Source organism: Streptomyces sp. NPDC091279 (genome assembly GCF_044757465.1).
Taxonomy (GTDB): domain Bacteria; phylum Actinomycetota; class Actinomycetes; order Streptomycetales; family Streptomycetaceae; genus Streptomyces.
The window spans coordinates 228,800-250,184 of sequence record NZ_JBIVVA010000006.1 but is presented as its reverse complement, the minus strand read 5'-3'; the positions used below and the strand labels follow the sequence as shown (position 1 = coordinate 250,184).

Genomic DNA, 21,385 nt, shown 5'->3' with positions numbered 1-21,385 from the left:
CGGCGCCGCACTCGCCCACCGAGCGCGACCGCATCGCATCTCCAGGGGCGCGGGGAACTGCGCACACCCCACCACGCGCCCGCACTCTCAGTGCCCCCGCCCTGGGCACAAAAAGGGGGCCGGGCCTCGGCGTCCGGGGGGAGGGGCGCCGAAGCCCGGCTTGGGAGGTCCCGGCGCCGGGGGGGTGGTGCGTCGGGACGTGGATTGTGGGTGGGCCTGCCGGGGTGATGCACACTCGGGCAGGACCCAGGTCGGTCAGGGGCGGCGGGGTGGTCCGGTGGGGCGCCCGGGTCCGTTGGCCCACTGTCGTTGTTCCCTTAATTCGAACACCCGAAGCGACGCCTCAGAGCCATGTATGCGCGTTCTTTCGCCACCTTCGCAACCCGGCGTATCCAAAACCCGCATCACGTACTCAAATAGTCACTCTACGTGTCCAATTCAGCCTCCGTGGGCACTCCGACCCCCGCCGGCACACGCGCCCCACACCCCCCTCACGCCGCTCGCCGCTCAGGCGGCCGCCTCGAACCCCGTGTCATGCGCCAGCTTCTTCAGCTCAAGCAGCGCGTGCTTCTCTATCTGCCGAATCCGCTCCCGGGTCAGCCCGTGCTCCTTGCCGACCTCGGTCAGCGTCCGCTCCCGGCCGTCCTCGATGCCGTACCGCATCTTGATGATGGAGGCCGTGCGCGGGTCGAGCCGCCCGATGAGGTCGTCCAGCTCCTCGCTGCGCAGCAGGGTCAGCACCGACTGCTCGGGCGAGACCGCCGACGTGTCCTCCAGAAGGTCACCGAACTGGGTGTCACCGTCGTCGTCCACGCCCATGTTCAGCGAGACGGGGTCACGGGCCCAGTCGAGGACGTCGATGACGCGCTCGGGCTTGGAGTCCAGCTCGGCGGCGATCTCCGCGGGCTCCGGGTCGCGCCCGTGCTCACGGTTGAACTCCCGCTGCACGCGCCGGATACGGCCCAGCTCCTCCACGAGGTGGACGGGGAGCCGGATGGTGCGGGACTGGTCGGCGATGGAACGGGTGATCGCCTGCCGAATCCACCACGTCGCGTACGTGGAGAACTTGAAGCCCTTGCGGTAGTCGAACTTCTCGACCGCGCGCACCAGACCCGCGTTCCCCTCCTGGACCAGGTCGAGGAGCGGCAGACCGCTGCGCGGGTAGCGGCGGGCGACCGCGACGACGAGCCGGAGGTTGGAGCGGATGAAGATGTCCTTGGCGCGCTCACCGTCGGCGATCAGCGCCTCCAGCTCCTCGCGGCTGGCGTCGGCCTTGGCGTCCTCGTGCCCGTCGAGTACCTGCCGGGCGAAGACTCCCGCCTCGATCGTCTGGGACAGCTCGACCTCCTTGGCGGCGTCGAGCAGCGGTGTGCGCGCTATCTCGTCGAGATACATGCCGACCAGGTCACGGTCGGCGATCTCGCCGGTGTGGGCGCGAACACTGCGTGCTGCGTCGGTCGTCCCACCGGAGGCGGACTTTCGACGGGCGACGGCACGGGTTGCCATGCGAGCTCCCTTGCGATGGTGGGCTGACGGGTTGCTTCAGACGCCCGGTACTCACCTTGGAGTACCCGTCGGCACCTCTCTCGGGTGCCCGCATCTGATGGAAACAACGACTGGAATCCGGACAGAATTCCCCTCGCGACCCCCTATTTTTCTGATCATGCAGTACCCTGTGCCGCGACTGGGGAGGTCCGATGTCGTCACGACCCATAGAGGTGCAGGTCAGGCCGGGAGTCGAGGGGGATCTCAGCGCACTCACCGACCTTTACAACCACTACGTACGTGAGACGTCCATCACGTTCGACACCGTCGCTCTCACGGTGGAGGAGCGCCGCCCGTGGCTGCTCTCCCACCCTGAAGACGGTCCGTACCGCCTGTTGGTTGCCGCGGATGCGGACACACAGGAGATTCTGGGCTACGCCACATCCAGCCTTTATCGCGCCAAGCGTGCCTACGACACCTCGGTGGAGGTCACCGTCTATGTCGCCCCGCACGCGGGCGGGCGCGGTGTCGGCACGGCGTTGTACGAGGCGCTCTTCAAGGCGCTGGAGAACGAGGATCTGCACCGCGCCTACGCCGGGATCGCGCAGCCCAACGAGGCGTCGACGCGGCTGCATGAGCGGTTCGGGTTCCGCCACCTCGGCACCTACCGCGAGGTCGGCCGCAAGTTCGGCCGTTACTGGGATGTCGCGTGGTACGAGAAGGAACTGTGACCCACCGACGCCCCCTTCAGGCGAGCGCCGGGCGCCCCCTTCGGGTACGCGCGCGGCGTCCTCTTCAGACGGACGCCCAGCGCCCCCTTCGGGTGAATTCGCGGCGCCCCGGTCATACGGACCCGCGCCGTGCCCATCAGGTGTCCCGGCCGTGGCGCGCCCATCAGGTGTCCCGGCGGCGCCTCGCCCCGCCGGGTCCCGGCCAGGGCCCCCGCCAGGGTCCCGCTCAGCCGAACTGCACCGACCTCTTAGCGAGCCCCAGCCAGAAGCCGTCGATCACGGACTTCTGAGTGTCCAGTTCGCCGGTCGCGTCCGCCGCGCCGAGGGTGACGAACAGGGGGGCGAAGTGCTCGGTGCGCGGGTGGGCGAGCCGGCCCGCCGGGGAGGTGCGCAGGAAGTCGAGAAGCGCGTCGACATCGCCGTTCTCCAGCATGTCGCGGCCCCAGGCGTCGAACTCGGCCGACCAGCCGGGCACGCCCGCGTCCAGGTTGCGCAGCGCGGCGAGGTTGTGGGTGAAGAAGCCGGAGCCGACGATCAGGACGCCCTCGTCGCGCAGCGGTGCGAGGCGGCGGCCGATCTCCATGAGCCGCGCCGGGTCGAGGGTGGGCAGGGAGACCTGGAGCACGGGGATGTCGGCGGCCGGGTACATCTCGACGAGCGGCACATAGGCGCCGTGGTCGAGGCCCCGGTCGGGGATGTCCTGCACCGGCATGCCGGGGGCGCGCAGCAACTTGCGGACGGACTCGGCGAGTTCGGGGGCACCGGGGGCGTCGTAGGTCACCTGGTAGTAGTGCTCGGGGAAGCCCCAGAAGTCGTAGACAAGGGGTACCCGGGTGGTGGCACCGAGGGCGAGCGGGGCCTCTTCCCAGTGGGCGGAGACCATCAGGATCGCCCGGGGGCGGGGCAGTTCGGCGGACCAGGCGGCGAGTTCGGCGGTCCACTGTGAGTCGTCCGCGAGCGGCGGGGCACCGTGGCTCAGATAGAGGGTGGGCATCCGCTCCTGTGCTGCGGCGACCATGGCGACCACTCCTTACTTGAAGTCTAAATCTTCATTATCATGCAGCTTACACCTGTTTTGTTTAACATTAAAGGAGAGTGCTCGTACAGTGGAGCCCATGAACCCGGCACCCGAAGACCCACGCTGGCTCGACGACGACGAGCAGCGGGTCTGGCGCGCCTATCTGCACGCCACGATCCTGCTGGAGGACCACCTCGACCGGCAGCTCCAGCGGGACGCGGGCATGCCGCACATCTACTACGGGCTGCTCGTCAAGCTCGCCGAGGCGCCGGACAGCCGGCTGCGGATGACCGAACTGGCGATGCGGGCGAAGATCACCCGCTCCCGGCTCTCGCACGCCATCGCCCGCCTGGAGAAGAACGGCTGGGTACGCCGCGAGGACTGCGTCTCCGACAAGCGCGGCCAGTTCGCGGTGCTCACCGCCGAGGGTCACCAGGTGATGGGGCGGACCGCGCCGGGCCACGTGAGCGCCGTTCGGCAGGCCGTGTTCGACCGGCTCACCCCGCAGCAGCAGAAATCCCTCGGCGAGATCATGGAGATCGTCGCCGAGGGACTCCAGCCGGACGAGGTCGGTGCGGACCTGCCCTGGCTGCGCTAGCGGCCCGCCGGGTGCGGGCCGCACCGGCCGGTCGCGGGGTGCGCCGGTCCGTCAGGGGACCGGACTGCGGTGCGCGAACGGCGTTGTCGTCAGTGCGCGATCACCGGCACCGCCAGCTCCTCGTCCGCGTGGTCGCCGGAACCGGTGACCGGGCGGCTGCCCTGGCTGGGGGCGTTCACGAACACCGTGACGATGACGGCGGCCAGCAGCAGCATGCCGACGGCGAACCAGATCGCGTTCGTGTAGCCGTGCACCATTCCTTGCAGCTGGACCAGTTGCCGCTGGGACGCGGACGTGACACCGGCGAGGTGGTCGGTGAGGTAGGCGGTGGTCGCGGAGGCGGCGATCGTGTTCAGCAGGGCGGTGCCGATCGCGCCGCCCACCTGCTGCGAGGTGTTGACCATCGCGGAGGCGACACCGGCGTCCCGGGGCTCGACGCCCAGGGTGGCCAGGGACATGGCCGGCATGAACGCCGTGCCCATGCCGAGCCCGAGCAGCAGCATCCCCGGCAGCACCGTCGAGGAGTACGACGACCCGATCTCCAGGCGCGTCAGCAGGAACATGCCGACGGCGGCGACCACGAAGCCGGGCGCCATCAGCATCCGGGCCGGGACCCGGGTCATCAGGCGGGTGCCGATCTGGGTGGAGCCGGTCATCATGCCGACGATCATCGGCATGAAGGCGAAGCCGGTGGAGATCGGCGTGTAGCCCTTCACGACCTGGAGGTAGTAGGTCAGGAAGAGGAACGTGCCGAACATCGCGATGATCGCGATGCCCAGGGAGAGGTAGATCCCGCCGCGGTTGCGGTCGGTGACCACGCGCAGCGGCAGCAGCGGCGCCTTGACCTTCGTCTCGGTGATGACGAACGCGATCAGCAGCACGGCCGCCGCGACGAACAGCGAGATCGTCGACGCGTCGCTCCAGCCGTTGGTCTCGGCGCGGGTGAAGCCGTAGACCAGGGAGACCAGGCCGAGCGTGGACAGGACGACGCCGGGGATGTCGAGCGGGGAACGGTTGCGGCCGCCCTCGGGCTCGCGGATGACGAAGTACGCGCCGAGTGCGGCGGCGATCGCGAACGGGATGTTCACGAAGAACGTCCAGCGCCAGTCCAGGTACTCGGTGAGCACGCCGCCGAGGATGAAGCCGACGGCGCCGCCGCCACCGGCGATCGCGCCGTAGATGCCGAACGCCTTGGCGCGTTCCTTGGCGTCCGTGAACATCACGGCGAGCAGGGACAGCGCGGCCGGGGCGAGCAGCGCGCCGAAGACGCCTTGCAGGGCCCGGGCGCCGAACATCATGGCGCCGCTGGTGGCGGCGCCGCCGAGCGCGGAGGCGAGGGCGAAGCCGATCAGGCCGGTGACGAAGGCGCGCTTGCGGCCCCACAGGTCGGCCAGTCGGCCGCCGAAGAGCAGCAGCCCGCCGAAGGCCAGCGCGTAGGCGGTGACGACCCACTGCCGGTTGCCGTCGGATATGCCCAGGTCGGTCTGGGCGGAGGGCAGGGCTATGTTCACGATGGTCGCGTCGAGGACGACCATCAGCTGGGCGAGCGCGATGAAGACGAGCGCTTTCCAGCGGTTGGCGTCGCCGCTCTTCTCGACGGCGCCGCCGGCCGGTGCGGCAGTTTCAGACATGGAGGTACCCGTTTCGGAACTTCGGACGGAAAAAGTCAGGTGGTCAGCGACGGCCCCGGAGGGACCCGGGCGTCATGAGCGACGGCGCGTCGACAGTGACGTCCGTTGTGCTGCTGTCTGTGTGGGGGGGCGCTGAGGGGACCGGCATACGGTCCCGGCTGATCGGGCTGATCGGCGTGGTGGGTCAGGGGCGCGTCAGTGGTTCAGGACTGGCGCAGGTCCTCCAGGGTCACGGCCGTCCCCGGCAGGGCGGAGCGGGCGGGGGTCCGCAGTCCGTCCAGGAACAGTTGCAGATGGCGGTGGACGAAGCGGTCGGCGCTGAAGCAGCCCGTACCGGCCGGGGGCCGGCTGAGCTGGGCCACGGCGACCAGGACGTCGCCGACGTCGACGTCGTCGCGGAGCTGGCCGGACGCCTTGGCGCGGTCCATGACCTCCACGACGGTGCGCTCGATCCGGGTCCGCGCCGCCACCAGGTCGGGATGGTCACGGTCGAAGGTGCTGGAGGCCATCGGGCACAGGGCGCTGATGCGCTCGTCACCGGCGGCGTGCACGAAGCCCTCCAGGGCCTCGAAGGCGTCCCCGTTCTCCGCGAGCGCCGATTCGGCGGCGTCGGAGACGCGGTCCACGACGGACTTCACGACCTCGCGGACGAGGGCGTCGCGGTCGGGGAAGTTGCGGTACACCGTGGCGTTGCCGACACCGGCCCGGCGGGCGATCTCGTCGAGCGGCACATCGGCGCCGTGCTCGACGAACATCTCGCGGGCGGCGCCGACGATCCGCTCCCGGTTGCGCTGGGCGTCGGCACGCGGCCGGGGCACCTTGCGCAGCACGGCCCGAGCGGTGGTCGTCACGGCGTACTCCTGGGGTCGGCGGGTGGTGCGATGCGGGGAAGCGCTCCCCGTTTCACTCGGACACAGCTTTAAACGGGGAAGCGATCCCCGTTTGTTTCCAGCCACCGGAAGAAGTTCTGTGACCTAGCTCACTCACTTACGCCCATTTACCCCGTTTCCCTCCCCTTTAGGGGGCTTCCAGCGCGCGCCCGTGCGGCCTCCGTCCCAGGGTGAGCGAAAGGGCGCTGTCGGACACCGGTGGCTGCCGTGGACGAAGGGGCGCGTGCATGCAGCAGCCGATCAGCCGTCGGATACGCCCGCGCCGCGTGGCCGCCCTCGTCGCCGTCACCGCCCTGACCCTCGCGGTCAGCACCTCGGCGGGAACCGGACGTCCGACGAGGGGCACGACGGCGGTCGGCGCAGGACCGATCGCCCTGGCCCGCGGCGCCGGGCTCGACCCCTGCATGATCAACGGCGGGCGGGCCGTCCAGATGTCCGAGGGTGTGCCGACCCCCGGCGTCTACTCCCGCTCCACGGGCACCGTCCGCGCCCTGACCCTGATGGTCGACTTCTCCGACGCGCCGGGACAGGGCCAGGCCCTCGAACGGTTCCGGGAGTTCTTCCCGCAGACCCAGGACTGGTTCCGCACCTCCTCCTACGGCCGCCTCGACTACCGCGCCGAGGCCCCGGTCCCGGGCTGGCTGCGGATGCCGAAGTCGTTCAAGGAGTACGGCATAGAACGCGGCGCGCCCTTCGACCCCGCCTACCGCGATCTGGTCCAGGACATCGTGGCGGCGGCCGACCCGCAGGTCGACTTCCGCTCCTACGACTTCCTCAACGTCCTGGTCAGCCCGAACGCCGGGCCCTCCGCGCTGGACACGGTCCTGTCGGTGACGTTCGCCGGGAACGCGGACGCGCCCGTCGCCGACGGCGTGCCCATCGCCAACGCGTCGTTCGTCTACTCACGCCAGGACGACGGCTCCGGCTCCTACACCCGCACCGGCTACCGGGTGCTGCCGCACGAGAACGGCCATGTCTTCGGGCTGCCCGACCTCTACACCCAGGAGGGCGGGGGCGCGGTCGGGCACTGGGACATCATGAGCGAGGACTGGGGCGTCAACAACGACCTCCTCGGCTGGCACAAGTGGAAGCTCGGCTGGCTCGACGCGTCCCAGGTGCGGTGCGCGTCCCGGCGCGGCACCTCGACGTACACACTGACGCCGCTGGCCCGCACGGGCGGCCCGAAGCTCCTGTTCGTCCCGCTCGGCCGCCGCTCCGGTTACGCCGTCGAACTACGCACCCGCGAGGGCAACGACGAGGCCGTCTGCCGTCCCGGCGCCCTCATCTACAAGGTCGACGCCAACGTCGACACCGGGATGGGCCCGGTCAAGGTCTACGACTCCCACGCCGACAGCGGCGGCTGCACCCGCTCCCCCAACGTCCACACCGAACTCTCCGACGCCCCCTTCACCCCCGGAGAAACCTTCAAGGACCCCAGAGAAGCCATCACCATCAAGGTCCACCCAGCAGACGACAAGGGCAACTTGACCCTGACGGTGACACGACGGTGAGACTCGGCCCACGGCGGGGCAACGCCGCCAAGGGGCGCGGGGCTGTATCGATATGCGGCTCCGCCGCGCGGGCGCAGACCCACAACGGCGCCGCACACAGAGGCAGATCCCCGCGCCGGTAGGCGAACTACCCGTAGAACACGGGCCGTTCGATCAGGTCGACCTCAACGCGCCGCCCCTCGTGCTGAGAACGCACACCCGCCTCACACACCGCAGCCGCCGCGTACCCGTCCCACACGCTGGGCCCCGTGACCAGACCCTGCCGGGTGGCGTCCACCCACGCCTGGACCTCCCGGTCATACGCGTCCTCGAAGCGTTCGACGTAGTCCGGGGTGATCCGCCCACCCCACCGCCCGTCCACACTCACCCGGGGCCCCGGCTCATCACCGATCCGCGCAGTACCCCGCTCGCACACCGCCTCGGCGGTCACCTGGTACCCGTACCCGCAGTGCCCGAACATCTCGACGTCGGCGAGCGCACCCGCCTCGGTCTCCAGCAGGACGAACTGCGGGTCGTTCATCCCGGCCGGGGCGTGCGAGGTGGGGGCCGGCTTGAGCACGGTGATCGCGGTGATCTCCTGGTCGAGCAGCCAACGGGTCACGTCCATCTCGTGGACGACCGAGTCGTTGATGAGCATCTCGTTGGTGAACCACTCCGGCATGGACAGGTTCCGGTGCCGGTGGTGCAGCAGCAGCGCCCGCCCCAACTCCCCACTGTCCAGGAGCCGTTTGAGCTTGGCGTACTCGACGTCGTAGCGGCGCATGAAGCCGACCTGGATACGCCGGTGCCCGAGCCGCTGCTCGGCCTCAAGGACCCGCAGGGCGGACGCGGCGTCCGGGGTGAGCGGCTTCTCGCACAGCACCGGCAGATCGTGCGCGAGGGCGTCGATCAGGGCCGCCTCATGAGCGGGCCCCGGCGAGGCGATCAGAACGGCGTCCACGTCCGGCGCCGCCAGGGCAGCCGCCGGTTCGGTGTACGCCGTGCAGCCGTCGATGCCGTCGGCGAGACTCCGCACGCGCTCGGCGTCGATGTCGACGACGGCGGTCACCCGCGCCCCGCTGATGACCTGCTGGAGTCGGCGCACATGGTCCGCGCCCATCTTGCCGGTGCCGACGACGGCGACCCGCAGTGCATTCTGAGATGGCATGTTCGTGATCTCTCCGGTACGGGTGAGAAACGGCAACCTGGAGGGCGCGGGGAACCACGCCCCCCGCGCCCGCTCCCGCGAAAAGGACTACGCGGCCCCGCGCAGCACCGCGCGCAGGTGCTCGGCGCTGGCCCACACGTCCTCGACCGGGCCCTTCTTCTGGGGCTCCTCGGTGAGGATGGTGTCCTGCTCCAGGACGTACCAGCCGTCGTAGCCCCGGGCGCTGAGGTGGGTGACGATGGCCTCGACGTCCACGTCCCCCGCGCCCAGCGGGCGGTACATGCCCTGGCGCACGGCGTCGGTGTAACTGAGCTTGCCGTCCTGGACCTTGGCGGCGAGGGAGGCGTCCACGTCCTTCATGTGGGTGTGGGCGATGCGCTCGGGTGCCTGCCGGGTCAGCTCGGCCGGGTCGGTGCCGCCGATGAGGAGGTGCCCGGTGTCGAGGCAGAGGGAGATCGACGAGTGCTCCAGGACGCGCCGGACCTCGTCGCCGTTCTCGATCATCGTGCCGACGTGCGGGTGCAGGACGGCACGGACCCCGCGTTCGGCGGCGAGGGCGGCCAGCCGGTCGAGGTTGGAGAGCAGCAACTTCCAGCCGTCCGCGTCGAGTTCGGGGCGGGAGTCGTAGCCGTCCTGGCCGGTGACGGCCGACAGGACGAGGACCTCGGCCTTCGAGGCGTCGTAGCCCGCCAGGAGCTGTTCGGCCTCGGGCAGCGGGTCGTGGCCGGGGACGTGCAGCAGCAGCGGGGTGAAGCCGCCGACGGCGTGCAGGTCGTGGTGGGCGAGCGTCTGCGCCATGGCGTCGGGCTCGGCGGGCAGGAAGCCCTCGGGGCCGAACTCGGTGGCCGAGAGCCCGACCTCACGCATCTCGTTGAGCACCCGCTCGGGCGTCAACTGGTAGCCCCAGCCGGGCACTTCACAGACGCCCCAGGAGATGGGGGCGCCGGCGATCCTGTTCAGGGGTGAGGTGGTCATGCCGTTGCCTTTCGATGGTTCGGGGCGACCCTGGCGACGGCTGCCCACGGGCAACAGCGGGCCGTTCACCTGCCCGCAACGGTAGATGCCCCACAGCCCCTTCCTGAAGGCCCCAAACCCATCATTCTTCCCTCATTTAACACGTCTGTTTCCCCTCATCCAGAGAGAGGAGACGTGGAACGAGGGGCCCTACGGGACCTGGCCGGAGGTCGGGCGATGCCACCCAAGGCCCCTCGCACCCTTCAGGCGCGGCTGAGTGCTGGTGTCGTTACCTGGACCGCGTCCAGCAGCCCGGGGAACAGGAAGTCGATGTCATCGCGCCGCAGGGTGATGACCCGGGTCGTCCCCCGGACCTCCGTGTGCATGATCCCGGACTCCCGAAGCACCTTCAGATGGTGGGAGAGCGTGGACTTCGCGATGGGGTAGTCCAGCTGCCCGCACACCCGCGACCCTTCCCGGTGCAACACCCGCGCCACATCCCGCCGGATCGGATCGCTCAACGCGTGAAGCACCCGGTCCAGGGAGATCTCGTCCCGCTCGGGGTGGAAAAGTCCCGCCTGCATGGCCACCCGCCTCGTCTCTGTTCGGCCCGCCCGACCCCCGTCGCACCCTCTTTCAAGGTTCTACGATCATAGAACATGGGAGGGGAACGCCGGAAGCGACCGCCCGCGCGGCCCGCACCCACCGCCCCCTCCCCAGCGGAGCGTCACCTCAGCCGTGCAGCGCCGACCGCAGCACCACGATCCGTTCCTCCGCGCGCCGCAGCGACACCTTCGCCGTCGGCATCAGATAGGCGAGGTGGTAGGCGCCGGAGAAGACGTGGGTCTCGACCGGGATGCCGGCGGCGAAGAGGTTCTCCGCGTAGGCGACCGCCTCGTCGCGGCAGGGGTCGAACTCCAGGGCCGTCACATACGCCGGGGGCAGCCCGGAGAGGTCCTTGGCGCGACCGGGTGCCGCGTAGACGGGGACGTCGTCGCCGCCCGCCCGCTCGCCGAGGTAGTGGCGCCAGCTGATCTCGGCGTTGGGGGTGTTCCAGCCGGGGGTGTCGGTGAAGCGGGCCATGCTCAACGAGTCGCGCCGGTCGTCGAGTTCGGGCAGGTCGAGGTACTGGAAGGCGAGCTGCGGGCCGCTGCGGTCGCGGGCCAGCAGGGCGACCGCCGCCGCGAGTCCGCCCCCCGCGCTGATCCCGTGCACGGCGATCCGCCCGGCGTCCACCCGCAGCTCACCGGCGTGCGCGGCGAGCCAGGTCAGGGCGGCGTAGCAGTCCTCGACACCGGCGGGGTAGGGGTTCTCGGGGGCGAGCCGGTAGCCGACCGAGACGACGACGGCGCCCACCCGGCGGGCGAGGTCGAGGCAGGTGGCCTCGTCGACCTCGATGCGGCCGATGACGAAGCCGCCGCCGTGGATGTTGAGGATCGCCGGGAGGTCGTCCGGGACGTCGGCGGGCCGGTAGACGCGGACCCGGACCAGGGGGTTGTCCGGCGGTCCCGGCACCTCCAGGTCGGTGACCTCGACGCCGGTGGTGTCGGGGGCGGGGCGTCCGGCGCTGGCGGCGATGAGGGTGGCGCGGGTCTGGGCGGGGTCGGTCAGGTCGAAGACCCCGAAGTTCCCGGCGGCCGCGACGAGGTCGGCGTCATAGCGATACGTCATGGTCGGAGTCCTCTTCAGGTGCGGGGGTGGTCGGGTTCAGCTGCGGGGCCGGTCAGGAGCACGATCTTCCCGCCGAGTCCGCCCTTCTGGCCCAGCGCCAGGGCGTCGGCGGCGCGGGTGAGGGGGAAGCGGGCGACGACGGGCAGTTCGAAGGGGCTGTGGCCGATGAGGTCGAGGGTGGAGGCGAGTTCGAGGGGCACATGGTCGAGGTAGGGCACGCCGAGCGCCTGCACCGCCGGGTCGGCGACGATGGTGACGCGCCGGGCCTCCTCGGCGACCGCGGCGAGCGCGGCCTCGGCCGGTGCGAGGCCACCCGCGCAGTCGATGGTCGCGTCGAACGGGCCCAGCTCCGCCAGCTGTTGGTACAGCCCGGCGCCGTAGCCGACCGGGACGGCTCCGAGGCGCCGCAACTGGTCGTGGTGGCGGGCCGATCCGGTGGCGACGACCTCGGACGCGCCGGTGAGCAGGGCGAGTTGGACGGTGGCGAGGCCCACTCCCCCGGAGCCGCCGTGCACCAACAGCCGTTCGCCCGCGCGTAGTTCGACCTGGCGCAGGGCCGAGTAGGCGGTGCCCGCGGCGACCGGCAGCACCGCGGCCTGCTCTGCGGTGAACCGGTCAGGCCAGGCGGTGAGTTCGTCGGCCTCCTGGGCCGCCGGGACGACCTCGTGCAGGCGGAAGGTGCCGGGGCGGCCGTGCCGGATGACCCGGTCGCCGACCCTGAACCGCCGTACGCCCGCGCCGACTTCGGTGATCTCACCGGCCGCCTCGACGCCCAGGCAGCCGCCCGGCAGGTCCAGCGGGACGTAGGCCTTCAGGTCGCCGCCGAGGATCTTCCAGTCGATCGGGTTGACGCCGATCGCGGTGTACCGGACGACCACCTCGCCGGGGCCCGCCGACGGCACCGGCACCTCGGTGGCGTACAGCTCGGCCGGGGTGCCGTACCGGTCGAAGAGGACGGCGGTGCTCATCCGGCGCCCTCCGTCCGGCGGAACGCCCCGGCCGCCGTGTACACGGCCAGCGAGACGAGGTAGGCGGCGACGGTGAACGCGGCGACGCCCCAGAAGCCGTCGACCTTGGCGAGCAGGAGGCCGCCGACCGCGCCGCCGATCGTCGTGCCGACGTACATCGCGGCGTTGGCGAGGGAGGAGACGGTGCCCCGGGCGGTCTCGGTCTGCTGCTGGAGGATGCTCATGAAGACGGGGAACACGAACCCGGCGACCATCATCACCAGGGCCAGCAGCACGAGCGCGGTGGCGAGGTTCGGGGAGAGCGGCACCACGCAGTACAGGGCGCCCATCGTGAGGACGGCGGCGAGCAACGACCGGTACAGGCCCAGGCGTTGGACCAGCCGGGTCCCGAACAGCGAACCGACGACGTTTCCGGCGCCGACCGCCATCATCGCCGTTCCGACGGAGCCGACACTCAGCGCGAAGTCCTTGGTGAACCAGGAGCCGAAGAAGGAGATGGCCTCGAAGTTGCCGGTCTGGAAGACCAGGTAGCCCAGCAGGTACCAGCGGAGTCGGCCGCTGCCCAGGACGGTGCGGTAGGTGCTCAGGATGTGCCGGGCGCCGCGTCCGGCGCCGGGGCGGGCCGGGACCGGCGGGAAGAAGCGGGCCAGCAGCAGCCACAGCAGCGCCGAGACACCGCCGATCACCCAGAACGGCAGGTGCCAGGAGACCGCCGCGAGCCAGCTGCCCAGCGGGATGCCGGCGAACTGGGCGATGGAAAGGCCCGCGGTGGCGAACCCCATGGTGCGCACGATGAGTTCGGGCCGGACCAGGACCGGGATGGACGCCCAGATCTGCGGGGAGACGAACGCGGCGCTCACCCCGGCGAGGAACCGGAACAGGATCATCGTCCAGAAGCCCTGCGCGAACCCGCACAGCGCGGTCGTCGCGGTGAACGCCACCAGCCCGCCGAGCAGCACCCGCCGCCGGTCGAGGCCGTCCGAGAGCGGGCCCGCGACCAGCGCGAACAGGGCGTAGCCGAGCGCGTAGGCGCTGACCATCCAGCCGGAGACATCGCCGGAGATCCGGAACGTCTCGGCGAGGGTGGGCAGCAGCGGGGCGACGAGGAAGGTGTCCGTGCCGATCACGAACATGGTGGCGAAGGCCAGCAGGGACACGGTGCGCGGGGTGGGGCCCACGGTCTCTGGCGCGGCGTCGGCCGCGGTGGAGGAGAGAGAGGTCATGTCATCATCACCGCCCAGGAGCGGTTCAGTTTCCCTTCGAGCATGTGAAGGGCCTGGACCGCGATGAACCCTTCGTCGGTGGTTTCCGAGGGCCCGCCGGGTGTCCGGGAGAAGCCGCCGTCGGCGCTCTGCCGGACCGCGATCCACCGCACGCAGGCGTCGGTGTCGACGGAGCCGTCATGGAGGGCGCCCAGCATGTAGAGCGCCCCGATGGCGTGGTAGGAGCCGACGAAGCTCTCCACCGCGCCGTCCCGGTAGCGGAAGCCGCCGGTCTCTGTCTGCAACCCGGCGAGCCAGGCGGCGGTCTGTTCGGCGCGCGGGGGGCGCAGGCCGAGGGCGATCAGCGCGCCCACCACCCGGAAGGTGGCGAAGGTGTCGGAGGGCGAGCCGGGCAGGTTGGCGTAGCCGCCGTCCGGGTTCTGGCAGGCCAGCAGGAACGCCACGAGGTCGTCGGGGCGTTCGGGGCGGGCGTCGAGCGCGACCAGGGTGAGGGTGGCGAGGTGGGAGTGCCAGGCGTCGCCGGGGAAGCCGGGCGCGTTGCCGAAGCCGCCCTCGGGGCGCTGGCAGGCGCGCAGGAAGTCGACGCAGGCCGCGAGGTCGAAGGCGGGGTGGTCGCCGCCGTCGAGGACGACGGCGGTCAGGACGGCGCAGTAGGTGGTGAACGCCTCGGAGGGCAGGGCGGGTTGCTCGCCGAAGCCGCCGTCGGGGTTCTGGGTGGCGAAGACGCCGCTGAGCACGCCGGGCCGGTCCGGGACGGGTTCCCCGAGGGCCAGCAGGTCGGAGACGACGTGCAGCACGGAGAACGTCTGCGCGGTGCGGTCGGAGCGCAGCCCGAGCGGCGCGCGGTAGGGCGTGAGGCCGTAACCCAGCCCGGAACGGGTGGACTTGAGCCAGCGGAGGTAGGCCGCGAAGTCGACCCGCTGATCGGTGACGGGTGCGGTGGTGACCTGGCTGAGGTCGTTGTCGAAGGGGTCGGGCGTCGGCGCCTCGGCGAGCGGCGGCGCGGCGGGCGCGGTCGGCACCCGGTCACCGAGCGCGGCCAGGGCGAGCAGCTGGGTGTGGGCGTGCTTGCCGTGGAAGGGCACGTAGGTGGTGTTGCCGACGGCGAACGACCCGGTGCTGCGCGGCGGGACCATGACATGCCGGGCCAGCGGCACGGTCGGGTCGACCGGCGTCGAGAACCAGCTGCCCTGCCCCTGGAAGACCCCGCCGGAGTGCACGTCGGTGTACCGCTCGACCTCGGCGGCGGCGTCCTCGGCGAGCGCTTTGAGGCGAACGGCGGTGTCGTCGTCGCCGCTGTCGAGGGCGCCGGTGCGGCGGGCGGCGAGCGCCAACAGGGCGTGATCGGCGACGAGTTTGGCGGGGAACGGCGAGTCGGGCCTGCCGTGCAGGGCGGCGACTGCGTCGACGCGGACCACGGAGGCGGCGTCGCTGCGGTCCCAGTAGCCACGTGCGCCGACGTGCGGATGGTGGGCCTGGATGTGCAGCAGGGCGGCGCGGGCGCGGCGGGCGGCGTGGTCGTGGCCGCGGGCGTGCAGGGCGCTCCAGGCGAGGGCGGCCAGGGCCCCGGCGCGGGTGCGGTGGCCGTGCAGGGTGTCGGGGGTGCCGCGCGGGGTGAGGGTGGCCCAGACGCCGTCGCCGTGGACGTAACGTTCCAGGTGGCGGGCGGTCTCGTCGAGGAAGGCGGTGTTCTCGCCCGGCGCCGTCAGCGCGTCGGCGGCCAGCACCAGGACGGCGGTCTCCTCCAGCGGGCTCGCGCCGTCCAGGACGGTGGACCAGGTGCGGTCGAGGCGGGCGGGCCAGCTGTGGGTGCGGACGGCTTCGACGACGTGGTGCAGGCTGCGGGCGGCCTCGGCGGTGAGGCCGGGGTCGTCGAGGAGGGTGCCGGCCCGGTGCAGGGCCCAGGCGGCCAGCGCCTGCCAGGAGGGGGTGCGGACGTCACCGACGGGGGACGGGACGCCGGTGACGTCGAGGAGTTCGTGGAAACCGGGGTGCTCGGGGTCGGTGAACTCCCGCAGCGCGGCGAGGAGTCGGGCGGCGAGGTCGCGGTCACCGGCGGCGGGCAGGACGACGAGGGCGAGGGCCGCGTCGCGCAGGGTGCGGTCCGGGGTGATCGCGTCGGCGGCGTCGCGGCCGATGACCGCGGGGACATGGGCGTCGGCGTCCAGGAACTGGTCCAGGACGAAGGTGCGCAAGGAGGGGGCTGTTCTCATGGTGGAACTCCTCGTCGTCGCACAGCATCTTCGTTGTTCGTGAAACATCGAATAAGCGGCGATCGTAGCAGGGGAACGGCGTCGGGACCAGGGAGGTTTCAGCCGGTGCGGGGCAGCGACCCGGCCTGCTCGGTGTCCGGCAGCGGGCGGACTCGGTCGGGGCTGAACCTCTCGTGGACGTAGAGGCGTTGGCCGTCGTCGCACGTGATGACGTACTCCTTGTACGCGCACGGGCGCACCCGGCCGCCCTCCTGCCAGCGGGCGGTGCCCGAGGAGAGGATCTCCCGGTGCTGCCGGGTCCGCCCCTCGCGCAGCCGCCGCCCCAGGGGGGCCTGGTCGTCGGCCGACCCCGACCAGCCGGCCGGCGGGGCGGTGAAGACGACGGTGTTGCGGCTGACCTCCACCCCGGCCGGGGTGTGCAGGGCGGAGGTGCGCAGCACGGCCGTGCCGTCGGCGGCGAGATCCAGCGCCGCGACCGCCGCCGCGCTCAGCTTCCGTACCGGCACCTGTTCCTGCCGCTCCACGTGGACGGTGAGCCGGGTGTCGAGGAGGGCTTCCAGGAGCAGCGTGGTCGAGCCGTCCCCGGCGAGCAGCATCCGGGTGGCTCCGGCGATCAACGGGACGTCACTGGACGGGAGTTCACTCATCGGACGGTCTCCTCGACGCGGGCGGGGCGGCGGGCGCGGGCGGTGCGGGCCGCGCGGGCGAGCAGTCCGGCGGCGCGGGCGGTGCCGGACCCCTCGGGGGCGATGGCGAGGTGCGCCGGGGTGGGCTCACGGTTCCCGGCGTCGAGGAGCGGCCGTACGGCGTCGGCGAGTTGGTCGGCGGTGGGGGCGACGAGGGAGGGGAAGCCGAGGCGGCCGAGCCGGTCGGAGGCCTCGACCTCGTGGTACTCCCCCAGGCTGCTGAGCACGAACACCGTCGGCACCCGCAGGGCGGCCACCTCGGTCACGGTGATCCAGCCGGGCGCGGACAGCAGCACGTCGGCCTCCTGGAGCAGCGGCATCCAGTCCGGCAGATAGGTGAGAACCACCACGTCGTCCGGCGCCTCCACGAACTCCCTTCCCAGCAGCACGAGTTGGAGGTCGGGGTGGGTCTGCTTCAGGCGCCGGTGGGCGCGGATGTACGACTCGATGACGCGCTGCTTGTTCTCCCAGAACATGCTGGTTCCGCCCACCGAGCCGACCATCACGGGCCCGGGGCCGAGCCCGAGGGAGGCGCGAACGCTGTCACCGGTACCGTCGCCGCGTTCGGGTATCTCGCGGATCATGGGCCCGGTGAAGACGGCCCGGCCGGTGTCGAGGGCGGCGGCGACCGAGGTTCCGGCGTCGAGTTCGGGGACGTAGGGCTTGTCGGTGAGGACGATCTCGGCGGTGGAGACGATCCAGTCGAACACCGCGTGCAGGGCGTTGCGGCCGCGCCGCAGGTCCTCGTGGTGGACCCGGAAGCCGCCCGCCTCCAGGGTGGGGTCGTCGATCTGGAGGAGGGTGAAGTCGTACCGCTCGGTGACCAGGGCGTGCGGCACCCCGGCGATGGCGGCGGCCATGCTCGCGGAGATGTTGTAGTCGCTCACCACCAGGTCGGCGGCGAGGTCCTGGTAGTGGGAGAGGTAGCCGAGGACCCGCTCGCCGTTGACGAACGCCGGGGCGACATACCCCTTGATGTACGTCTGCCAGCCCAGGTCGCGGGTGAGGTTGGAGTGGGTCGCGTGGTCGACGTGGTCGCCCGCGATGTCGACGACCTCGACCCCGGCCGCCGCGAAGAGCGGGCCGAAGGTGGTCTGCAACGAGCCGAGCAGGACGGTGAGTTCGGCGTCCGGCCACTGGCGGCGCAGCTCGCGGGCGAGGGCCAGGGAGCGCATGTTGTGGCCCGAGCCGGTCGGGGCGGGCGCGAAGACGATCCTCATGAACGGTTCCTCTCCAGAACTCCGGATGTGGTGTGCCGGGCGGGCACGTCCCCGACGACCACGGCACCGGCCCGCACCTCGGCGCCGTCGCCGATCACGCAGGGGCCGACGACGGTGGCGTCCGCCCCGATCCGCACGCCCGCGCCGATCGACACCGGCCCGCCCTGCCAGGGCAGCGAACGCCGGGTGAGGTCATGGCCGCTGGAGACGACGAGGACACCCGGGCCGAGCGTGCTGCCGGCGCCGATGCCGATGCCGTCGGACGCCTCCAGGACCGCGCGGGCGCCGATGCTCACGCCGGGTCCGACGCGCAGCCCGCCCCGGGGCGAGGGGCCGTCGGAGCGGCCCATGGCGATCACCCCGGCGCCCAGGTGGACGTCGGGCCCGCCGGACAGCTCGGCGTCGAGCACGCCGCCGCCGTCGGAGGCCCAACCGGCGGGCAGCGGGCGGCGGTTGGAGTCGCGCCGGGCGCGGACCCGGCCGATGATGGCCCCGAAGTCGGGCAGCCCGTCCTCGGTCACCTCACGTCGGCGCAGGCTGCGGGCGGGACGGCCGACGACGAGGGTGTCGGCCGGTACGTCCCCGGTGACGTGGGCCCCGGCGGCCACCACCGCGCCCGCCCCGATCCTGACCCCGGGCTCGACCACGGCCCGCGCCCCGATCCAGGCGCCCCCCTCGACCAGCACGCCCGCCCCGCCGGGCCGTCCGATCCGGGCGAGGGAGGCGATCTGGCACCCCGGGGCGATCTCGGCGGACTCGATCCGGCACCGGAACCCGATGAAGACTCCGCCCGCGACGGCCACGTTCCGCAGCACGGTCCCGTGCCGGACCCAGGAGCCGGGACCGACGGTCGAACCGGCGCCGGCCTCCCCGCCGGATTCGACGAGGGCGGTGGGGTCGATGGAGGCGATGGACGCGTTGGAGGTGGTGGAGGCGATGGACGCGTTGGAGGCGGTGGAAATGGTGGAGGCGGTGGGGTCGGACGTGGATAAGACCGGGACGCTGTCATGCTCCACTGAATAATCCATGGCCACAGAAAGTAAGCCCATTAAGGGCGCACCCGCAAGACCTTTCCGGGAACTCTCGACGGGCCGCGGAGCCAACACTTTCAGGTAACGTAGAATTCACATTCGACGGTCCACAGCGGAATGCGAAATTCCGCTATCGACACCGAGGTGGAATTCTTTAGGCATTCATTACCGTTAGAAGGCCAACCGATGCCCGAACCCAGGCATCTGACCCGCAGATCTCGCCCCAGATCGCCGTTGCGCAGGAATGTTCGATGTTCTACGATGCTCCAACGTCGCAACTCTGAATAACCATCGAGCACTTTTCAGCGAAGGACGTGACGCCATGCACATCTTAGTCACCGGCGGCGCCGGATTCATCGGCAGCAATTACGTGCGCAGGCTGTTGAACGGCCATTCCGACATCGCGGCCGACCGGGTCACCGTTCTCGACAAGCTCACTTATGCGGGAAACTCCGCCAATCTGGCCCCGGTCGAAGACCACCCGGAGTTGCGCTTTGTGGAGGGCGACATCGGGGACCCGGCCTTGGTGCCCGAGCTGCTCACCGGCGTGGACGCGGTCGTCAACTTCGCCGCCGAGACCCACGTCGACCGCTCGATCCACGACGCCGCCGCGTTCGTCACGACCAACGTGCTCGGCACCCACAACCTGCTCCAGGCGGCACTGCGCACCGGCGTCTCCCGGTTCGTGCACGTCTCCACCGACGAGGTGTACGGGTCGATCGACTCCGGGTCCTGGACCGAGGAGTGGCCGCTGGCCCCCAACTCCCCCTACGCGGCGGCGAAAGCGGGCGCCGACCTGCTGGTGCGCTCCTACGCCCGCACCCATGGGCTGAACGTCGGCATCACCCGGTGCAGCAACAACTACGGCCCCCACCAGCACCCCGAGAAGCTCATCCCGCACTTCGTGACCACCCTCGCGCGCGGCGGCACGGTCCCGCTGTACGGCGACGGACTCAACGTCCGGGACTGGCTGCACGTCGACGACCACTGCCGGGGCATCGACCTGGTCCTCGCCAAGGGCGCCCCCGGCGAGGTCTACAACATCGGCGGCGGCGTCGAGTTGACGAACCGTCAGCTGACCGGCCTGATCCTCGACGCGTGCGGTGCCGACTGGTCGTCCGTGCGCCGGGTACCCGACCGCAAGGGCCACGACCGCCGCTACGCCCTCGACGACACCAGGCTGCGCGCCCTCGGCTACCGCCCCCAGGTCGACTTCACCCGGGGGCTGGCCGCGACGATCGCCTGGTACCGGGAGAACCCCGCGTGGTGGGAGCCGTTGACGGCGGCCGCCGCCTGAGTCCGAGCGCCTCTCACGCCCCGACGACCCGGAAGGACACTCCCCATGCGCGGCATCATCCTCGCCGGCGGGTCAGGAACCAGACTGCGGCCGCTGACCAGCGTGCATTCCAAGCAGCTGCTGCCCGTCTACGACAAGCCGATGATCTACTACCCGCTCTCCGTCCTGATGCACACCGGCATCCGCGAGATCCTGCTCATCTCGGGCCCCGAGCACCTCGACACCTACCGCTCCCTGCTCGGCGACGGCAGCCGCCTGGGCATCCGCCTGGAGTACGCCGTCCAGGACGCGCCGCGCGGCATCGCCGAGGCCCTGGTGCTCGGCGACTCCTTCGCCCGCGGCGAGCCGGTCTGCCTGATCCTCGGCGACAACATCTTCTACGGCCACCGGCTGCCCGACCTGCTGCGCCGGGAGGCCGAACGCCTCGACGGCTGCACCCTGTTCGGCTACCCGGTCAGCGACCCCGAGCGCTACGGCGTGGCGACCGTCGACGACTCCGGCGCCGTCGTCACCCTCACCGAGAAGCCCGCCCGGCCCGCCTCCAACCTCGCCGTCACCGGCCTCTACATGTACGACGGCACCGCCGCCGAACGCGCCGCCGCGCTCGCCCCTTCCCCGCGCGGGGAGTTGGAGGTCACCGACCTCAACCTCAGCTATGTGCACGAGGGCCGGGCCCGCCTGGTCGACCTGGGGCGCGGCTCGGCGTGGTTCGACACCGGCACGCACGACAGCCTCCTGGAGGCGTCGATGTTCGTGCAGGTGCTGGAGAAACGGCAGGGCATCCGCATCTCCTGCCTGGAGGAGGTCGCGTACCGGATGGGCTACGTCGACAAGGACCGCCTGGCGCTGCTCGGCAAGGAGCTGTCGGCGTCGTCGAGCTACGGCCGATACGTACTGGGGCTGGCCGAGGTCTAGCCAGAACTCCCCCCACCTGTCCCATACTTCAAGCCACACCGCCGTCATCTCCCGTACGCCCTGGGGCGCTTGACTCACCCCAGCACCCCTTCTCCCAACTCCCCCCAACTCCCCCCACCCGCACAGCACTTCACGACCACCGCACCTGCGGACGACGATGTCCGGCCGACCAGCCAGCGCACCCCGGGCCCCGCCC

The 21,385-nt window shown here is 71.2% G+C and carries 19 protein-coding genes; 5 read left to right on the top strand and 14 right to left on the bottom strand.

Going from position 1 to position 21,385, the window contains the following annotated elements; all coding sequences use genetic code 11:
* Positions 1 to 507: 507 nt before the first annotated feature.
* Complete coding sequence (locus tag ACIQOU_RS17375; protein WP_401537576.1) at positions 508 to 1,506, bottom strand: RNA polymerase sigma factor RpoD/SigA; 999 nt, start codon at positions 1,504 to 1,506, stop codon at positions 508 to 510.
* Between the two features lie 191 nt (positions 1,507 to 1,697).
* Here ACIQOU_RS17375 and ACIQOU_RS17370 point away from each other — a divergent pair, with 191 nt between their 5' ends.
* Positions 1,698 to 2,216, top strand: a complete 519-nt coding sequence (locus ACIQOU_RS17370) for a GNAT family N-acetyltransferase (protein WP_401537575.1) — start codon at positions 1,698 to 1,700, stop codon at positions 2,214 to 2,216.
* 226 nt (positions 2,217 to 2,442) lie between these two features.
* Here the strand turns inward: ACIQOU_RS17370 and ACIQOU_RS17365 are convergent, their stop codons facing one another.
* Positions 2,443 to 3,234 carry a dioxygenase gene (locus ACIQOU_RS17365; RefSeq protein ID WP_401537574.1) on the bottom strand — a complete coding sequence of 264 codons (792 nt, stop codon included), beginning with the start codon at positions 3,232 to 3,234 and terminating at the stop codon, positions 2,443 to 2,445.
* 97 nt (positions 3,235 to 3,331) lie between these two features.
* Between ACIQOU_RS17365 and ACIQOU_RS17360 the strand changes: the two genes are divergently transcribed.
* On the top strand, positions 3,332 to 3,832 hold the full coding sequence (locus ACIQOU_RS17360; RefSeq protein ID WP_401537573.1) for a MarR family winged helix-turn-helix transcriptional regulator: 501 nt from the start codon (positions 3,332 to 3,334) through the stop codon (positions 3,830 to 3,832).
* A gap of 89 nt (positions 3,833 to 3,921) precedes the next feature.
* On the opposite strand, the gene ACIQOU_RS17355 is transcribed toward ACIQOU_RS17360, so the two are convergent.
* Positions 3,922 to 5,463 (bottom strand): DHA2 family efflux MFS transporter permease subunit, encoded by a 1,542-nt coding sequence (locus ACIQOU_RS17355; protein WP_401537572.1) that lies wholly within the window; start codon positions 5,461 to 5,463, stop codon positions 3,922 to 3,924.
* A 203-nt stretch (positions 5,464 to 5,666) separates the two neighbouring features.
* Complete coding sequence (locus tag ACIQOU_RS17350; RefSeq protein WP_401537571.1) at positions 5,667 to 6,314, bottom strand: TetR/AcrR family transcriptional regulator; 648 nt, start codon at positions 6,312 to 6,314, stop codon at positions 5,667 to 5,669.
* A gap of 266 nt (positions 6,315 to 6,580) precedes the next feature.
* Between ACIQOU_RS17350 and ACIQOU_RS17345 the strand changes: the two genes are divergently transcribed.
* On the top strand, positions 6,581 to 7,864 hold the full coding sequence (locus ACIQOU_RS17345) for a M6 family metalloprotease domain-containing protein (protein WP_401537570.1): 1,284 nt from the start codon (positions 6,581 to 6,583) through the stop codon (positions 7,862 to 7,864).
* A 127-nt stretch (positions 7,865 to 7,991) separates the two neighbouring features.
* Here the strand turns inward: ACIQOU_RS17345 and ACIQOU_RS17340 are convergent, their stop codons facing one another.
* From ACIQOU_RS17340 to ACIQOU_RS17295, 10 genes are all read right to left on the bottom strand, one after another.
* On the bottom strand, positions 7,992 to 9,011 hold the full coding sequence (locus ACIQOU_RS17340; protein ID WP_401537569.1) for a Gfo/Idh/MocA family protein: 1,020 nt from the start codon (positions 9,009 to 9,011) through the stop codon (positions 7,992 to 7,994).
* A gap of 87 nt (positions 9,012 to 9,098) precedes the next feature.
* On the bottom strand, positions 9,099 to 9,986 hold the full coding sequence (locus ACIQOU_RS17335) for a sugar phosphate isomerase/epimerase family protein (protein ID WP_401537568.1): 888 nt from the start codon (positions 9,984 to 9,986) through the stop codon (positions 9,099 to 9,101).
* A gap of 242 nt (positions 9,987 to 10,228) precedes the next feature.
* Complete coding sequence (locus tag ACIQOU_RS17330; RefSeq protein ID WP_401537567.1) at positions 10,229 to 10,549, bottom strand: ArsR/SmtB family transcription factor; 321 nt, start codon at positions 10,547 to 10,549, stop codon at positions 10,229 to 10,231.
* A gap of 148 nt (positions 10,550 to 10,697) precedes the next feature.
* Complete coding sequence (locus tag ACIQOU_RS17325; RefSeq protein ID WP_401537566.1) at positions 10,698 to 11,636, bottom strand: alpha/beta hydrolase; 939 nt, start codon at positions 11,634 to 11,636, stop codon at positions 10,698 to 10,700.
* A 14-nt stretch (positions 11,637 to 11,650) separates the two neighbouring features.
* A complete protein-coding gene (locus ACIQOU_RS17320; protein WP_401537565.1) occupies positions 11,651 to 12,604 on the bottom strand; it encodes an NADP-dependent oxidoreductase in 954 nt (317 codons plus the stop codon).
* Entirely contained in the window at positions 12,601 to 13,827 is a 1,227-nt protein-coding gene (locus tag ACIQOU_RS17315) for an MFS transporter (protein ID WP_401537564.1), read from the bottom strand. Before ACIQOU_RS17315 ends, ACIQOU_RS17320 begins: the two co-directional genes overlap by 4 nt.
* A complete protein-coding gene (locus tag ACIQOU_RS17310) occupies positions 13,824 to 16,040 on the bottom strand; it encodes a prenyltransferase/squalene oxidase repeat-containing protein (RefSeq protein WP_401537563.1) in 2,217 nt (738 codons plus the stop codon). The genes ACIQOU_RS17315 and ACIQOU_RS17310 overlap by 4 nt, the downstream gene beginning before the upstream one ends.
* A gap of 98 nt (positions 16,041 to 16,138) precedes the next feature.
* A complete protein-coding gene (locus ACIQOU_RS17305) occupies positions 16,139 to 16,687 on the bottom strand; it encodes a hypothetical protein (RefSeq protein ID WP_401537562.1) in 549 nt (182 codons plus the stop codon).
* Entirely contained in the window at positions 16,684 to 17,946 is a 1,263-nt protein-coding gene (locus ACIQOU_RS17300) for a hypothetical protein (RefSeq protein ID WP_401537561.1), read from the bottom strand. The genes ACIQOU_RS17305 and ACIQOU_RS17300 overlap by 4 nt, the downstream gene beginning before the upstream one ends.
* Positions 17,943 to 18,974 carry an acyltransferase gene (locus ACIQOU_RS17295; RefSeq protein ID WP_401537560.1) on the bottom strand — a complete coding sequence of 344 codons (1,032 nt, stop codon included), beginning with the start codon at positions 18,972 to 18,974 and terminating at the stop codon, positions 17,943 to 17,945. The genes ACIQOU_RS17300 and ACIQOU_RS17295 overlap by 4 nt, the downstream gene beginning before the upstream one ends.
* Positions 18,975 to 19,299: 325 nt before the next feature.
* Here ACIQOU_RS17295 and rfbB point away from each other — a divergent pair, with 325 nt between their 5' ends.
* Both rfbB and rfbA read left to right on the top strand, forming a co-directional pair.
* Complete coding sequence (rfbB, locus tag ACIQOU_RS17290) at positions 19,300 to 20,274, top strand: dTDP-glucose 4,6-dehydratase (RefSeq protein ID WP_401537559.1); 975 nt, start codon at positions 19,300 to 19,302, stop codon at positions 20,272 to 20,274.
* Positions 20,275 to 20,319: 45 nt separating this feature from the next.
* Positions 20,320 to 21,189 (top strand): glucose-1-phosphate thymidylyltransferase RfbA, encoded by an 870-nt coding sequence (gene rfbA / locus ACIQOU_RS17285; protein ID WP_401537558.1) that lies wholly within the window; start codon positions 20,320 to 20,322, stop codon positions 21,187 to 21,189.
* The last annotated feature ends 196 nt before the right edge of the window (positions 21,190 to 21,385 follow it).

Bases quoted from the DNA above. Each gene is read 5' to 3' on its own strand.
- ACIQOU_RS17375 (WP_401537576.1), bottom strand. From the start codon at position 1,506: ATGGCAACCCGTGCCGTCGCCCGTCGAAAGTCCGCCTCCGGTGGGACG.
- ACIQOU_RS17370 (WP_401537575.1), top strand. From the start codon at position 1,698: ATGTCGTCACGACCCATAGAGGTGCAGGTCAGGCCGGGAGTCGAGGGG.
- ACIQOU_RS17365 (WP_401537574.1), bottom strand. From the start codon at position 3,234: ATGGTCGCCGCAGCACAGGAGCGGATGCCCACCCTCTATCTGAGCCAC.
- ACIQOU_RS17360 (WP_401537573.1), top strand. From the start codon at position 3,332: ATGAACCCGGCACCCGAAGACCCACGCTGGCTCGACGACGACGAGCAG.
- ACIQOU_RS17355 (WP_401537572.1), bottom strand. From the start codon at position 5,463: ATGTCTGAAACTGCCGCACCGGCCGGCGGCGCCGTCGAGAAGAGCGGC.
- ACIQOU_RS17345 (WP_401537570.1), top strand. From the start codon at position 6,581: ATGCAGCAGCCGATCAGCCGTCGGATACGCCCGCGCCGCGTGGCCGCC.
- ACIQOU_RS17340 (WP_401537569.1), bottom strand. From the start codon at position 9,011: ATGCCATCTCAGAATGCACTGCGGGTCGCCGTCGTCGGCACCGGCAAG.
- ACIQOU_RS17335 (WP_401537568.1), bottom strand. From the start codon at position 9,986: ATGACCACCTCACCCCTGAACAGGATCGCCGGCGCCCCCATCTCCTGG.
- ACIQOU_RS17330 (WP_401537567.1), bottom strand. From the start codon at position 10,549: ATGCAGGCGGGACTTTTCCACCCCGAGCGGGACGAGATCTCCCTGGAC.
- ACIQOU_RS17325 (WP_401537566.1), bottom strand. From the start codon at position 11,636: ATGACGTATCGCTATGACGCCGACCTCGTCGCGGCCGCCGGGAACTTC.
- ACIQOU_RS17320 (WP_401537565.1), bottom strand. From the start codon at position 12,604: ATGAGCACCGCCGTCCTCTTCGACCGGTACGGCACCCCGGCCGAGCTG.
- ACIQOU_RS17315 (WP_401537564.1), bottom strand. From the start codon at position 13,827: ATGACCTCTCTCTCCTCCACCGCGGCCGACGCCGCGCCAGAGACCGTG.
- ACIQOU_RS17310 (WP_401537563.1), bottom strand. From the start codon at position 16,040: ATGAGAACAGCCCCCTCCTTGCGCACCTTCGTCCTGGACCAGTTCCTG.
- ACIQOU_RS17305 (WP_401537562.1), bottom strand. From the start codon at position 16,687: ATGAGTGAACTCCCGTCCAGTGACGTCCCGTTGATCGCCGGAGCCACC.
- ACIQOU_RS17300 (WP_401537561.1), bottom strand. From the start codon at position 17,946: ATGAGGATCGTCTTCGCGCCCGCCCCGACCGGCTCGGGCCACAACATG.
- ACIQOU_RS17295 (WP_401537560.1), bottom strand. From the start codon at position 18,974: ATGGATTATTCAGTGGAGCATGACAGCGTCCCGGTCTTATCCACGTCC.
- rfbB (WP_401537559.1), top strand. From the start codon at position 19,300: ATGCACATCTTAGTCACCGGCGGCGCCGGATTCATCGGCAGCAATTAC.
- rfbA (WP_401537558.1), top strand. From the start codon at position 20,320: ATGCGCGGCATCATCCTCGCCGGCGGGTCAGGAACCAGACTGCGGCCG.